Source organism: Belliella pelovolcani (assembly GCF_900156785.1).
Taxonomy (GTDB): domain Bacteria; phylum Bacteroidota; class Bacteroidia; order Cytophagales; family Cyclobacteriaceae; genus Belliella; species Belliella pelovolcani.
Window position 1 is genome coordinate 41,328 of the sequence record NZ_FTOP01000006.1, and the last position, 15,958, is coordinate 57,285.

The window sequence follows — 15,958 nt, forward strand, 5'->3', positions numbered from 1 at the left end:
TGAATCACTTAAGCCTTCCTCACCTTTCTCCACAAAAACACTGGCAATCCTATAAACACGCCTACAATGCTGAATACCAATCCTCCAATGGTTCCGATGGCTAGGGAAAACCAGAATATTTCATTTTGCCCTTCCATGATGAATGGAATCAAACCAAAACAAGTGGACATGATGGTCAGCATGATCGGGATGGATTTGCCAGCAGCAGCCTTGATGACATTTCTATTGTAATTCACAGGTCCACCTGACTTCCTATTATTGAGGTCATTGACGATAAAGATAGCTGCATTGACCGCTAGTCCTCCCAGCATGACAAATGCTGCCCAACCTCCTTGGTCATAGTAGAAATTGCCCAAAGAGAAGATCAAAAACAAGCCAATAAAGGAGAGTGGTATGATTGCGATGATGTAAAAGGGTTGTCTCAGGTTCTCAAATAACACAGCGGTAATAAAAAACACTCCTACAATCAAGACTGCCATTAGACCATACTGACGTTTGGCTTTGCCATAGTCCCAAGACCAAGTTTGCTTGGTAGCTGTATAGCCAATAGGCATGGCTAGTTTCATTTCATCTAGCACTTCTGTGAGGTATTCGTCACCAAATTTCCTAGATCCCATGTATTCAAAAGCCACTGAGCGGATGTATTGCCTATCCTCTTTGTAGAGGGAGTTGGTGGTAAACTCTTTGGCTAAAGTTCCGAAATTGCTTACTTTAAAGATGTTGTTCTCTCCTGTAATTAAGCTCGTCTCTTCCAAGTCGAATTTAGAGAATCTTTCCGATTGATTTTCTCGGACTACTACCCCATAATTTTTCTCGTCCAAAGTCAAGCTTCCAGAAGTTCCTGTTGGTTTGGATACGTCGTTCAGCGAATTGATCAACTGGTATTGGTTGATACCTCCAAGTGCAAGGTTTCTCTGATCTAAGCGTAAGACATACTCCTCTGTTTTGGCTTCATTATAACTAACCCGCTCGTTGGTATTGACTTCTTGGATTCTTTTATGTTTGAGTAGTTTCTCGGCAAGTACTTCCGACTGTCTCTCGAGTTCGTCATAGTTGTAACCTTTCATGGTTACTTGAAAGGAAGGAATCCCTTCTCCTCCTCCGCCAGTGTAGAACCCCTGTCCTACACCATAGATATTCCATCTTGCACCTGACCAGTCTGTGGATTTGACCGAAAGTCTACCTTTGAGCTGATAAGGAAGCGCTGACTTTTCGTATGCTTCTTTGAAGGTGATTGAAATGCTTGCAAACTGGCCTGATTGGACATTGGTGATGAACTGATCTATACCTTCTACACCTTTGAGATATCCCTCAAATTCCCTCATGATGAAGTCCATCTGATCTAAGGTATTGCCAAAAGGTAACCTGGCCTGCACATTCAGCCTGGTTTTTTCGGCTTCTCTGTAGCCGGATTTTTCGTATACCCCTCGGACAAACATCCTCAAAGATCCACCTAGTGCCTTGTCCACATAAGGTCTGATTTCTTCTTGATAGAGTGTGGAGCCTATGGTTTTGTTGTACCATTCTTGTCCTTCCCACTTGGCTGGCATGAAAAACACAGGTAAACCAAAAAGTAGCAACAACATCGTCACAAAGGTCTTTCTATATTTGGCTGTAAAGCTGATGGTCTTGTTATAAAGTCTGAAAGCTTTCACTCTCTTTCTCAATTGGGCCAAAGTGAGTTGCCTTCCTTTGATCTTTTTACCACCAAATAGCAAAGCATACATGGCTGGGGTAAAAAGCAATGCTACCACAAGGGAAACCCCTAACATGGTGGCCACTACAATGGAAAACTCGGTGAGGTTTTTTCGCTCCTCTTCAGGTAAGAAGAACACAATCATCAATGCAGCAATTGTAGTCAATGAAGCAGCTAGCAAAGCGAGAAACACCTTCCTGTTCTTATGCTTGTGCAGGTGATCGATCATGATGATAGCATTGTCCACGATCAATCCAAAGGAAATAGTCAGCCCTGCTAGGGAATATAGGTGGATGTCTACTTTGAGTAAATAGAGAACGATCCCCGTGATACTCAAATTGACCACAATGCCTAGGAATAGAATGCTGAGGTACTTGAGGTTTCTGTTGATCAGGAAAATAAAGACTATCAAGATCAAAATAGACAGGCCCGAGCGCTTGTAGATTTTGTTGAGCTCCTTTTCCAAAAACTCTGTATCGTCAGTTTCTAGCCGAACCTCAAAACCTGCTGGGAGCAATGGTTTGGCTTCTTCGATGGCAGCTTTGATTTCTTTGGCAAGGATTACCTTGTTGACTCCATCACGATTGATGATGGATAGGCTGACGGAGTTATTGCCATTGATTCTGTAATAGGAGCTTGCTTCGGCTTCTTGGATAGTAAGCTTTGCAATGTCTTTGAGGTAGACTTCCTTTCCTTCGCGGGTTGTGATCAGTAGGTTTTCTACTTGGGACATTTGCTGGAGTGATCGATCCACTTGGATAAAAAGCGTCTCTCCCCTGGTATTGGTCAATGCTCCTGGATAATTTCTTCCAAAGGCACCATTGATCGCAGACGTCACATCCGATCTTGAAAGCCTCAGCGCTTGCAATTTTTTGATATCATAGTCTACAAAAAGCTGCAAGTCTGTAGCTCCCCTGACGTTGATTTCCTCTATTTCTTCAAACCTATTGAGGGAGGTCTTTAGGACATCCTCAGTGATTTTCTTGATTTCAAAAGCAGCAAAGGGGCCATTGATACTGTATATCAAAATGGGATTTTTGACATTGGCCCTACGCTCCGCGGTCTGAGTCACCAATGGGTAGCTGACATTTTCATCCAAGGATGGGTAGACCTGCCTGATGATGGAGGCCACTTCAAATTTTTTGAACTCCATATCTGTCTCCTTGTCAAATGTCAAGGTGACATTACCTCCGTTGTATCGGGATACAGACCTGATTTTTTTTAGTTCTGCTAGTTGCGATAAAGCTCCTTCAAGTGGAGAAGTTGCTAGTTTTTCGACCAAGTCAGGGGATGCCTGTCTTACTCCGTAGCTGACTGTGAGTATGGGTTCTTTGTCTCTTGGGTTCAAATCCACGGAGAGTTTGGGTACCAAAGCAAAGCCAATGACAGCGAGTACAATAAATGATATGATGATTCTAAAAGGTGTCATAAGCTATCTACTACACGGTAATCCGTTCTGATTCCTTCACAGTAATCTTTCCTCCAATAAACCAGTAAGCCAAAGGCACAAAATACAGGGCTGTAAATGTTCCAATCGTCAGACCACCTATCACAGAGAACACCAATGGTCTCTGCAAATCCGCACCCAAGCCAGCACTAAATACAACTGGTAATAAGGCCAGAATCGTTGTGACTGAAGTCATCAAAATGGGTTTCAAGCGAATTTCACCAGCTTCGTAAAGGGCTCTATCTAAGATCTCTTTGGCGGTAAGCGCTGTGGTATCTTTGTATTTGATACGTAACCTATTGATGGTGTCTATCTTCAATATGGCATCATTCACCATGATACCTAGCATCACCACAAGTCCGATGGCTGACATGACATTCAGAGATGTGCCTGTGAGGAAAAGTACAATAAATGCTCCTCCTATCCCTAGTGGCAGGGTAAAGATCACAATCAATGGCTGTACAAAACTCTCAAACTGAGCCGAAAGGATAAAATACAAGAGTAACACAGCTACCATAAGAATACCAATCAGCTGACTAATGGTTTCTCGATCCTTGAAGTATTGACCAAAAAAAGAAACCCCAAGATTCTTGTCTGCAGCCCATTCATTGATCTGAGAATCATATTGGGTGGGATTGTCGGCGTTGAGATTTACAGATTGATAGATCCCTCCCTTGTCTGCTGTGACAAATTTGTAGTGATTCACATAATCGAAGCGAATGAAGTTACTTAAAGCATATTCATTGCCATCTTGCCCAGCTACGAAGCTGGATCGCAGCAATTGTTCAAAATCTGCCTGTTCCCCTTTCATGCGGATCGGTGTGATTTCACCAAATCGTTTGATTTCGGTAATGGTAAAATTCCCAAACAACTTATTGATCTGATCCTGAATTCCCGAAACTGTCACTCCGTATGTGGTCATCTTGGGTGCATCCAAGCTGAATACTACCGAAGCTTCTTTTTGTAAACCTGGACCTCTATCGTATTCAGGTGTTGGGAAAGTCTCCAACCATTCATCCATTTTTGCTTCATCCACTGGTCTTTTTGTTCCCAAATCTTTCCAGCGCACTTCGTAGTAAGGGATATTTGAGGCAAATAATTGATCAAAAGCATTGGGCGCATCCATGACGCTGATTTCAGCAGTTGGAAAGTTGCTCGTTACCAATTGTCTGAATCGTTGCGTCATTTCATTTTTACTCTCCTGAGATTCAAAAAGGAAATATACGCTAGCTTGCTGAATGGAATTTTCTCCATCAAAAAGCAGGAACTGCCTAACCCCGATGTCTGACTCTGCTTTGAGATAACCCTCTCCTAGCGCCTCTAGGCTACTGAGCAGCCTATCTCTATTTTGCTCCACGCCTATGGGTTCATTCCAATCAATCTCTACCAAAGCGTCAAACTTCTCGATTGGTGGTAAGCCTTCTGTTTTCAAAAGCTGACTGACCAAAAGTGCTAGCGGTATAAAAAGCATGAAAACGGTAAAGCTCAGTCCTCTTCTCAGGAAAATCTTTTGATATAAGGCTTTGTACCCTCTTAGCACTGCACGGAAAAACTTACTATCCTCCTTGGCTAACTCTTCCACAGATTTATTTCTAAAAAAGAAGTGGTAGAGCATTGGTAATAAGATGAAGGCGACCAAAAGTGATACAAATAGAATCGCTGCCACTGATACCGCTTGATCATAAAATAGAGCTCCAGATATTCCACTTAGGAATACCAGCGGAATAAATACAGCCAAGGTTGTCAAGACAGAACTGATCAAAGCCGACATGACTTCATTCACTCCTTGTACACAAGCCTCAAATATCGGTAAGCCTTCCTTCCTTTTTCTGGTAATATTATCCAAGACAATGATGGAGTTGTCAATCAACATACCCAATCCAAGTGCTAAACCACTCAAGGAAATGACGTTGATGGATATTTCGAAGAAATAAAAGACCAAAAAGCTGATGATCAGAGAAGAAGGTAAGGAAATCCCAATGATGACGGGTGTTCTATAGTTACCCATGAAGATGAATAAAACGCCAAATGCAAACATTCCCCCAAAAAGTAGGGAGGTTTGAAGGTTACTGATTCCAGCATTTAACAAGGTAGATTGATCCTGAGTGACATCAAAATCCACCTGAGGGTAGTCTGCTCTGAAATAATCCAATGATTCGTAGATCAAAGGCATCATTTCATTCATTTTGGCAGAGGCTTGCTTGTGAACTGTGATGACCAGGCCTTCTTGTGTTCCAAAGTAGTGATAACCTAATACATCTTTATTTTCATACTTTACTTCAGCTACGCGACCTAGTTCTACTGTGAGTCCCTTGTCATTGGTCACAGGCAGACGCATGATGTCATCAGGAGTATCTACTCGTGTGGCCATTCGGAGGTAATATCTGAATTGGCCATCTTCTACACTGATCCCAGGAAGTTCTTCATTGCCAAAGCGGATGGCTCGAATGACATTTTCTTCTGTCATTCCAAGCGCTCTGAGTCCTGCTTTGTCCGGGGTGACAGTGATGCCTCTTTCCTTTTTGCCATTGATATCCACTAGGGAAACTCCTTGGAGTTGTTCCAGTCGCTTTTTCAGCACATTTTCAGCCAACAAGCTGACTTCTGCATAATCGATTCCTGGTTTTGGTATCACTTGCACCCGAATGACGGGAATATCATTCGTATTGATTCGGATCACTTGAGGGCGAGCCAATCCAGCAGGAAGGCTGTTGGTGATCCTATCTATTTTTTCATTGACATCGATATAGGCCAGCTCCATCTTGGTCCCATAATCAAAAGTGAGTCGAATGGTACCTACTTCACTACCCGCTTTGCTGTCTACTTCTTCGAGTCCATTGAGTGTCATGAGTTCTGCCCTGATATTGGCAAGAACATTTTGCTCAATAGCCTCCGGTGAGGCATTGGGGTAATTGACTTTGATCACAATCTGCGGCACATCTATGGGTGGTAGCAGCGAAATCGGCAATGTTCTGAACACAATCACACTGAACACCATCAGTGCAACAAAAGTCATCAATACGGCAATGGGTCTCGCTAGTAAAAATCTAACCATAGCGATTAATCTTTTACAATTTGCACTGGTGCCTGATGGGCGAGCTGCAAATTATTGGTGGTAATCACTGTACTGCCTGGTTCTATTCCTGAGAGAATCTCCACTTCTTTGCCATTGTCTTTGCCAACTTCTACGTAATTCCATTTGGACTCATTGTTTTCGATGGTAAATACCACCGCTCTGCTAGATCTGTACACAAGTGCTTGTTTTGGTACTACGATACTGTTGTTTTGTGGGGCTCTTATGATTGCTCGGGCATTCATGCCAGGAAGAAGGCCTTTGCCATTATTGACCAAAATGCTGACTTGGACCAAGCCATTTTCATCTACCTTAGGGTTGATACTACGAACTGTCCCAGAAAATGGCTCAGCAGAACCAGAGACTGGATATACTTCTGCTTTCTGTCCTAGAGAGATTAGGTTGATGTCTGACTCCAGCACTTTTACTCTTAGTTCGAGGGAATTGGTATTGATGATCTCCATAAACTCTGCTCCATTAGAAACCAAGCTACCTTTTTTGATTTGTAGGTCTGCTACTCTGCCGGAAGTTGGAGCTTTGACAACTGATTTTTCTATTTCGAGTTGCGCTTCTTTCAAGTCTATCTCTGCAGCAAAAAGACCGCTTTTTGCTTTAATTTGATCAGTAATGCTTCCTTTACGCTCTTCATCATCAGAACTCATGATGGTCCCAAAGCTGAGGATTTCAGATTCATAGTTGGCTTGCGCATTTTTGAGCTGTATGCGAGCTTTTTCCATTCTGAAATTTGCCTCAGAGTCATCTAATCGGGCTAAAACAGCTCCCTTTTCCACAAAATCACCTTCTTTGACATTGAGTTCGCTGAGGATCCCTTGTCTTTGAATGACAACTTTCACTTGATCCACTGCATCAATTTTACCTGTGGCATTGATTAGGTAGTCGAATGTGCGCTGTTCGGCATTGGCGACTCTCACTGGAGTGGCTGCTACTTCGGCTCTGAAAGAATCCTTAGGGATCTCTTCATTTTCTTTTTTCTCTTCTTCGCAAGAAAATATACTGCCCAAAAGCAAGGCAGCCATAAAAAACAATCTTCGATGACTCATAAATAATTGAATTAAAGTATTGGGGCTTCAATAAACTAACAAATTAAACAATATCAAAATATCATAGTGTTAAAAAATGAAAAAATGTGATGAAAGCGAGGGAGGGGGGGGTAGTTATTGGTTATTGGTTGATTGAGGGAATGGGGGGGCGGTAGTTATTGGGGGATTGGTTAAAAAGTTGGAAGGTTGGAAGGTTGGGGGATCGCACAGATTACATAGATTAGGCGGATTTTTTATTATGATGATTGGGGGATTTAGTTATTGGGGGATTGGTTAAAAAGTTGGAAGGTTGGAAGGCTGGAAAGTTGGGTTGGATAGGTTGGGAATTGGAAGATTGGAAGATTGGAAGATTGGAAGATTATTTTGATTGGGGAATAGGGTTGGATTGCTTTGTACATGGTACTTTGTACATATTGTACTACCCTAAATCACGATGACCGTCTTGATTCAATTATTTCTAGATAGAAGCATTTCAGAGGGAAGGTTGAGCATCAACTCAAGCATCTCTATATTGGGTCTTAAAAATTCAATGGGTTTGGGATAAAGTCTTAGACGCATGCCTGCTGGCTTGTTATCTTGGTAGTAATCAATCAGCGACACGATGGTTTCTTGATCAGGCACTTCCAATCTTACAGGAACAACCCCATCTCTAATCATCTCCAATTCTTTGGCAGCGCCTTTGGAAAGATCAATCACTCTTTTGGAAGATTTGGGTAAGCGATCATTGACTCGAACCCAAACTTCTTTTTCATTCTTCAAATTCACAACTCTGAGCATGGTTCCAAAAGGCAAGTGCTTGTGTGCGGCAGTTAGCTCCTCCATATTATACACTTCCCCATTGGCTGTTTTCCGCAGATGGAATCTCGTCCCATAATAACTCGCCACACCTTCTTCAATCAAGAAAGTAGAATCTGCAACATGGACATTCTCTAAGAGAATAGTCTCATCCTGAGCTTGAACGCTCGTCAAGCCAAAAAATAAAAAAAGACCTATGATTAAGCTGATTTTTTTCATCTGCGATTACTTGGCAATTTATATGCCAATTGCTGTCATTAATTAAAATCTCACTTGGAAAGGATGTCCCAAGCTGATAACTTTAAATTTCTTATCGAATAAAGTTAAACTATTTTCATTTAAATCTACACAAGACTTTTCAGCTATAATCAAAATCCTTCACACCGCAGACTGGCATTTGGGCAAAAGATTGCAGGATTTTTCCAGAATGGAAGAACAAAATATTCATTTAGCAAATGAACGAATAACTCCTTTTTATTTCATTAAAATTTGATTTTACTAGATTAAATAGTTATATATGTATTAAACTATTTCAACTTCTTTTTTATGAAACATATACACATTACTTCTATTTTGCTTTTCCTATTTTCCATTCAAGGATTCACCCAATCAAATATCTGTTATCCTAATCTATCAGGAACAGACACTCTTCGGTTAACAGTGACTGGATCTGGATCAACCAAAATACAAAACTTCCCAATTAACATCGCACCAGCTTGTTTGGATGGGACATACACAAGCAGTTCACAAAGTAATGCACCGCTCAATACTGTAAATGCTGTATCATCAGGTCAAATCATAACCAACATTTTATGTCCATCTGCCGCAAATATACAGTGGACACATACATCTGGTAGCGCACCATATTGGATATGGAACAATAATAATGTTTTGATCCAGATGCCTAGCGGAGGGAATATTAGCTTCAAAGTGGATGCAAAATCAGCTAATGGTCAAACGATAAAAACTAGAAATATAACCTTTTACAACTTTGGATCCTTCAAAATATTCCCAAACCCAACAAGTGGCTTAGTAAACATTGATATCAATCCAAAACTTGGTTTTGAATCAGAAATCATCAGTTTAGAAACTCCGTCACTAAAAACAAATATAAGAATTGAGGGAGAATCAACTTTTGATATCAGGCACTTACCGAATGGTGAATATTGGCTAAAAATTTATTTTGAAGGAAAAGTAGTCAACGAACAAAGAATAATCATAAAGAAATAATCCATGGCTAGATTAATCATTTTTGTAATCTTAGTTTCTTTCTCAAATAATGCATTTGCACAAAAGGACAAAACTAATGCCGGAAGATTTGAAATTTCAGTAGGTAGTGGAGCGCTTATACCCGTTGGGAAATTTGCTTCTACATCAACTACAGGCTTTGAACAAACTGTTTTCGCAATTCAAGGGGATACTCAATATGATATTCAATATTTTTCAAAAAGAAACCATGGGCATGCTAGACGAGGAGGAGATATAAATTTAGAGGTCAACTTTCTCGCGGGAAGGTTTTGGGTGCATGGTTTATCTTTTGGACAATCTTCAAATGCTATCAGGATAGAATCAGCAAATAAATACTTCGGAAGTAATCAATTCCCTATGGAGGTTAATTTTCACGAAAAATATGAGGTACAAAACTTAGCTTATCTAATTGGTTACAGATTTATTTTAACCAATTCAGTTGAATTTCGCCCATTTCAAAAAATAGGATTTTCTCGATTAACATTTCCATTTTACATATTAGAGAGTATTAATTCACCAGGGACGACACTTATTCATGATAGAGATAGACCAAAATCAAACAGTCTATATCTTGAGAGTGGTTTATTGGCAAGTATATCTTTATCAAAGAAGTTTGATTTAGGATTTAACCTTTCATATCGTTTTGCAGATTTTGACTATATCATGTACAAAAGAGTTGTACCTGGTGGATCAACAACATTAATTGTCCCCGATCAAGTTAATCTGCGGGCAATTATGACGGGATTTAGATTGGCATATAAGCTATAAATAATAAAAATAAATTTCAATTTCATTTTTTTCATTCACTTCTGACAATTTATTTATTGTCAGTTACGGTCATTTATTAAAATCTCACTTGGAAAGGAATTCCCAAGCTGATAACTTTAAACCTCTAACTTGACGAAGTTAATTTATTTTCACGATAAAAACACTAAAGACTTTTCAGCTATGATCAAAATCCTTCACACCGCAGATTGGCATTTGGGCAAAAGATTGCAGGATTTTTCTAGGATGGAAGAACAAAAACTCGTCCTAGAAGAAATCATTCAAATCGCATATGATCAAGAAGTTGACCTAGTTCTACTCGCAGGGGATATCTTTGATACTTTCAACCCTAGTCATGAAGCGGTGGAATTACTCTACAAAACCCTGCGAAGATTATCCAAAAATGGTGAAAGACCGATCATTGCCATCTCAGGCAATCATGACAGCACGCAGTTTGTCGAAGCTCCAGATCCACTAGCGCGGGAAATGGGCATCTTTTTTTACAGCCGCTATGATTCCGTCATCTCTACAGGAAAGTTGGACAATGGAATTGAAATCCTGAACTCTGAATCAGGTTTTATGGAAATCAAACTCCCAAAACATGCAGAACCAATCCGCATCATTTTAGCTCCATATGCCAATGAAGTACTACTGAAAACCTATCTAGGCGAAGAAGATCGGGAAGCTGAGTTGCGAAACATTCTTGCAGCAAAATGGCATGACCTTGCTGACCGTTATTGTGACGAGAGCGGCATCAACCTATTTGCAGGGCATTTTTTCTTTGTCAAAGAAGGTGAAAAACCAGAGCCAGAACCTGAAAGTGAGCGTCCTATCCTACATGTTGGCGGAGCACAGGCACTTTATACTTCCAATATTCCTGCACAAATCCAATATGCTGCCCTCGGACATTTACACCGTTATCATGCGGTGAGCAAATCCCCTTTCCCTGTGGTGTATTCGAGTTCTCCCCTTGCCTATTCATTTAGCGAAGCGGATCAGGAAAAAAGAGTAGTGATCATACAAGCAGAAGCTAATAAAGAAGTTTCCTACGAAGCTATACCCCTCCAAGAAGGTAGACCTTTATTCAGAAAACGCTTTGAAAATTTAGCTGACACCTTGGCTTGGCTGGAAGAGAATCCTTACTGTTTTGTAGAAATCACCTTCGCCACCGAGCATGCCATTGACGCAGCGACGAGAAAAGCCATCATGAAAGCTCACGATGGAATTGTCAACTTGATCCCAGAGATTCTGCATATCAAAGGTCAGGAAAGCTTAAGCCTCAAAGTAGAGGATTTGGGAAAAGATATGGTAACACTTTTCAAGATGTATTACAAAAGCGAAAAAGGTCAAGATCCCAATGCGGAGTTGATCGATATTTTTAAAGAAGTAATCAGCCAAAACGAAGATTTATGATCCCAATTAGACTGGAAATACAAGGGCTTTATTCCTACAAGGAAAAGCAAGTCATCGAATTTGATCAACTGACAGCAGCTGGACTTTTTGGGATTTTTGGGGCAGTAGGAAGTGGGAAATCGTCTATATTAGAAGCTGTACTGCTTGCACTCTATGGAAGCACCGAGCGACTTTCTGATCGTGGAGAAAAATACAGCATGGTCAATCTGCAAAGTGAAGAGTTGCTGATCAATTTTGAATTCAAAGCAGGGAAAAATAATTCCAAAATCTACCGTGCGCGCTATGCGGCAAAGCGAAACGCAAAGAAATTTGAAGATGTCAAGCCAGCAGAACACGGCTTTTATCTCCAAACCGAGGAAGGCTGGGCGCCCCTGACAAGCAGAGGAGAGGATATCGTCGGGATGAAAAAGGAACATTTCAAGCAGACAGTCATTATCCCACAGGGTAAATTCAAGGAATTTGTAGACCTCACTCCTGGCCCAAGGGCTGAGATGATGAAGGAATTGTTTGGCTTGGAGCGATTTGACCTCAGTCAAAAAACTGGCAGCTTACTCCGTGTAGTTAAAGACGAGAAAATCAGGCTTGAGACACAGCTTGGAAGTCTAGAAGCCTTCTCAGAAGAAGTACTCAAAACAAAGGAAAAGCAGCTCAAAGCCATCGCCCATCAAGCGGAAATTATCACCCAAGAGTTCCAGAAAGTAGAAATTCAATTCAAAAAGCAAGAGCAAATTCAAACCCTCCATCAATCACTCCTAAACTTCGAAAAAGAGTGGACAGCATTGCAATTGAAGAAACCTGAGATAGAAAAGCAAAAAAGCATTTATAAGGATTTTCTTACTGCAAGAACTTACCTCAAGCCGATTTTTGATCAGATCCAGGAGAAGAAACAAGAAATAGAAAAGCACCAAGTAAGCGTGACAGACTGTGAACGTTTCAAAAAAACTTTTGTATCGGAGATAGCAGCTAAAGAGAAAGAAGAGGCAGAACTCAAAGAAAAAGCCAATAAAAAGTCAGAGCGAGAATCGAAGATCCGAGACTTGGAAAAAGTCAAAGAAATCCAGGAGCTCCAAGTTAAGATCAAAGCGCTAAGCAAGGAAATTGACTTGATTCAACCGCAGCTTGATAGCAAAAAATCCACTCAGCTAAAGTTAGAGGCAGCCATCAAAATGCTTGAAGATGAACTCGAAACCCAAGCACTACCCAATGCCAATCAGTTGGCCGAACTGAAAAGCTGGCTGAAAGATTTGGAAACTTGGACGAGTAATAAGGAAGTGCTCATCCAATCAATCGAGGATTTAAAAACATCAATGGGTGAATTTGAAGATGCTAAGAACAGCCTTCAAGAGCATCTACCTGCTGATGAGGCAAACTTTGACACTTGGTCTTCAAGTCTGAAGTATCAAATTCAAACATTGGAATCAGCAAGAGATCAATTGATTCAAAAAAGTGGGTTGAGTGCACATGTTCATTTACTAGCAGATGGCAATCCATGCCCCCTGTGTGGATCACTGACCCATCCAAATCCTCTCCAAGCAGAAGCGGAAAATAAGGTCTTGTTACAAATTGAAAGCAATATTAGTGAACTAAAAGGGAAGCTGGATGCTATTTTTGAAACCTCAAAGAAAGTTTCAGAACTCAGTTTCAAGAAAGAAGCTTTGTCCCAGCAAATACTTGAAAAAGAAAAAGAGCTTACGGCAATTGTCAATCAAATAAAAGCACAAAGCACATCTCTTCAAGCGCAAGGATTTGAGGACATTGAAGTGCTCAAGAGGCACCTCAAAAGTACAGAAGAGGCCATTCTGAATGCCGAGCAAAAATCGAAGCAAATCAAAGCCCAAAGAAAGCAATGGCAAGAAGGCAAAGAGGACTTGGAGCGAGAAGATCAGAAGTTACGCAACTTGGAGCAAGAGCTGAAAATGCTCCTTACCACCCAAAACACCAAGCGAGATGACATCAAGGATGCAGGATTCTGTCAAGCTTTTTTCACCAAGGACGCAGGAGAAATCCATCAAACCATACAGAAAGTACAATATGATATCGATCGAACAGCCGATCTACTGAGTGGTATTCAGAAGGTACTCGTAGAAATCAGAGCAAAGCAAGCGACGAACCTTGCTAATTTGGAAAATGCCCAAAAAGCCCTCCTCGAAGCTGAAAAGAAGATTGATTCGCTGGAAGCTCTCTATACACAGCGTAAAGCAGCGTATCATTTTGAGGATGAAGCCCTGCTACAAGAACTCTTTCATCATCAATTGGATGTGGACAAGGTGGAAGTTGAGATCAAAAATTTTGAGCAGCGACTCCATTTGGTAGGTAATAGAATCGCAGAGATCAAGACCACGGAAGGCATCAGCAGTTTCAATCAAGAGGATTTTGAGCTTTTGAAATGTAACTTAGAAGAAAAATCAAAAGCCCTAGAAGCCATCAAAAAGGATTTTACTTTACTAGATCGTGAGCTCAAAGAAAGTAAGGAAAAGTTAGCCGAAAAGAAAAAACTGCAAGAGATCTACGAAAAACTAGAGAACAGGGAAAGCAACTTGAAAGAATTAGAGAGGCTATTCAAGGGCAGTGGATTTGTCAAATATGTAAGTTCTATCTACCTCAAGGAGCTCTGTAATACAGCCAATATTCGTTTCAACAAACTCACCAAAAACAGCATGAGTTTAGAGATCGACGACAACAACACATTCTGGGTGGTGGACTACCTTAATGGAGGGAAAAAGCGACTTCTTAAAACACTCTCTGGTGGCCAAACCTTCCAAGCATCCCTTTGTTTGGCTTTGGCCTTGGCTGAGAAAGTCAAGTCACTCAATGAGGCAGATCAAAGTTTCTTTTTCTTAGATGAAGGATTTGGGGCTTTGGACAGAAATTCCCTTCGAGTGGTCTTCGAAACGCTCAAGGCCCTGCGGCATGAAAACAGAGTTGTGGGTATCATCTCCCATGTCGAGGAGCTCCAACAAGAAATCGAAGTCTATGCGAAGGTTGAATTGGATGCTGAAAAAGGCAGTCAGGTGGGGTATTCTTTTTAAGTTAGGAGATATGAGACGCAAGATACAAGAAGTAAGATTGAGGGCAAGACAGGAAGCAAGAGATAAGAGGTAAGATAGAGGCTCGCAAAGGGTGCAAAGGTGCAAAGATGCGCAAAGGAGCTTGTGGAGAGGGATTTGTTATTGGTTATTGAGTGATTAGGAAGAAAAGCGGAGAGGCAAGAAGAAAGAGATAAGAGACAACATCCAGCTCCAAAAATTCTTGCCAAGAAATCCCCCCGAATCTATCAGCAGAGATTTTTGAGGTTTGAGTTTTTTAAATGTATTTTTTACACTTAAATTTTTTATATTGCTATTGAATAAATAAACCTTAAAAACATATCTCTTAAACTATGAAAAACTTAGCTGCAAAAATCAGTTTTGCCTTGGCAGGATTGATTTTGACTTTGGGATCCTGTTCTGAATCTGTGCAGGAAAAAACTCAAGAACAAGTGCCCTATTCATTGATAGAGCGAGTTGGCAACCCAATCATTACTGATAAGTTCACAGCAGATCCTGCTGCTATGGTACACAATGATACGGTCTATCTCTATGTAGGACATGACCAAGCACCTCCTGGAAAGGATTTTTATGAAATGCATGAATGGTTGATCTATTCATCTACGGATATGGTCAATTGGGAAGAGCGAGCAGCCTTAAATGTGGTAGAAACTTTTGAATGGGCTTCGGGTGATGCTTGGGCAGCCCATACCATTGAAAAGGATGGTAAATTCTATTGGTTTGTTACAGTGAGCCATAAAGAAATCCATGGAAAAGCAATTGGCGTAGCTGTATCTGACAGTCCAATTGGTCCATGGCAAGATGCTATTGGAGCTGCATTGATCACCAATGACATGACTACAGACACCGATATTAGCTGGGATGACATTGATCCTGCTGTTTTTATAGATGATGATGGACAGCCTTACCTTTTTTGGGGCAATACGATAGCATATTGGGCCAAACTTAAACCTAATATGATTGAGTTAGATGGTGCAATCCATAAAATAGACTTACCAAATTTCACTGAAGCGATATGGGTACACAAGAAAAAGGATTGGTACTATCTCAGTTATGCTTATCAATTCCCAGAGAAAACCGCCTATGCCATGAGTAAGAGCATCACAGGTCCTTGGGAATACAAGGGAATTCTCAATGAAGTAGCAGGAAATACCAACACTAACCATCAGTCAATCATCGAGTACAAAGGAAAAGACTATTTTATCTATCACAACGGCAGCATTCCTACCCAAGGGGGGAGCTATAGAAGATCTGTCTGTATAGACTACCTCTATTATAATCCTGACGGCACCTTAAAAAGAGTCGTGATGACTACGGAAGGAGTTGAGAAGACTTTGTGATTTTAGATCTTAGATTTTAGATTAAAAAACAAAAGAATGAAGAGGAAAGGAATTAAGAAGAATGAAGAAAGCA

Annotated in this window: 9 protein-coding genes; 5 read left to right on the plus strand and 4 right to left on the minus strand. The window is 40.8% G+C overall.

What is annotated here, in order from left to right:
* Positions 1-8: 8 nt before the first annotated feature.
* From BW935_RS08365 to BW935_RS08385, 4 genes are all read right to left on the minus strand, one after another.
* Positions 9-3,125, minus strand: a complete 3,117-nt coding sequence (locus BW935_RS08365; protein WP_076500526.1) for an efflux RND transporter permease subunit — start codon at positions 3,123-3,125, stop codon at positions 9-11.
* Between the two features lie 10 nt (positions 3,126-3,135).
* The gene (locus BW935_RS08370; protein ID WP_076500528.1) at positions 3,136-6,198 is read right to left on the minus strand and encodes an efflux RND transporter permease subunit; all 3,063 of its coding nucleotides are present in this window, start codon (positions 6,196-6,198) and stop codon (positions 3,136-3,138) included.
* A gap of 5 nt (positions 6,199-6,203) precedes the next feature.
* Positions 6,204-7,277, minus strand: a complete 1,074-nt coding sequence (locus BW935_RS08375) for an efflux RND transporter periplasmic adaptor subunit (RefSeq protein WP_076500529.1) — start codon at positions 7,275-7,277, stop codon at positions 6,204-6,206.
* Positions 7,278-7,724: 447 nt separating this feature from the next.
* Positions 7,725-8,291, minus strand: a complete 567-nt coding sequence (locus tag BW935_RS08385; protein ID WP_076500533.1) for a septal ring lytic transglycosylase RlpA family protein — start codon at positions 8,289-8,291, stop codon at positions 7,725-7,727.
* A gap of 327 nt (positions 8,292-8,618) precedes the next feature.
* On the opposite strand from BW935_RS08385, the gene BW935_RS08390 reads away from it, so the two are divergent.
* From BW935_RS08390 to BW935_RS08410, 5 genes are all read left to right on the plus strand, one after another.
* Complete coding sequence (locus BW935_RS08390) at positions 8,619-9,302, plus strand: T9SS type A sorting domain-containing protein (RefSeq protein WP_076500534.1); 684 nt, start codon at positions 8,619-8,621, stop codon at positions 9,300-9,302.
* Between the two features lie 3 nt (positions 9,303-9,305).
* Positions 9,306-10,088, plus strand: coding sequence for a hypothetical protein (locus BW935_RS08395; RefSeq protein WP_076500536.1), 783 nt, complete (start codon positions 9,306-9,308; stop codon positions 10,086-10,088).
* 180 nt (positions 10,089-10,268) lie between these two features.
* Complete coding sequence (locus BW935_RS08400; protein WP_175606652.1) at positions 10,269-11,498, plus strand: metallophosphoesterase family protein; 1,230 nt, start codon at positions 10,269-10,271, stop codon at positions 11,496-11,498.
* A complete protein-coding gene (locus BW935_RS08405) occupies positions 11,495-14,527 on the plus strand; it encodes an SbcC/MukB-like Walker B domain-containing protein (RefSeq protein ID WP_076500538.1) in 3,033 nt (1,010 codons plus the stop codon). The genes BW935_RS08400 and BW935_RS08405 overlap by 4 nt, the downstream gene beginning before the upstream one ends.
* A gap of 350 nt (positions 14,528-14,877) precedes the next feature.
* Entirely contained in the window at positions 14,878-15,885 is a 1,008-nt protein-coding gene (locus BW935_RS08410; RefSeq protein ID WP_084565886.1) for a glycoside hydrolase family 43 protein, read from the plus strand.
* Positions 15,886-15,958 lie beyond the last annotated feature (73 nt).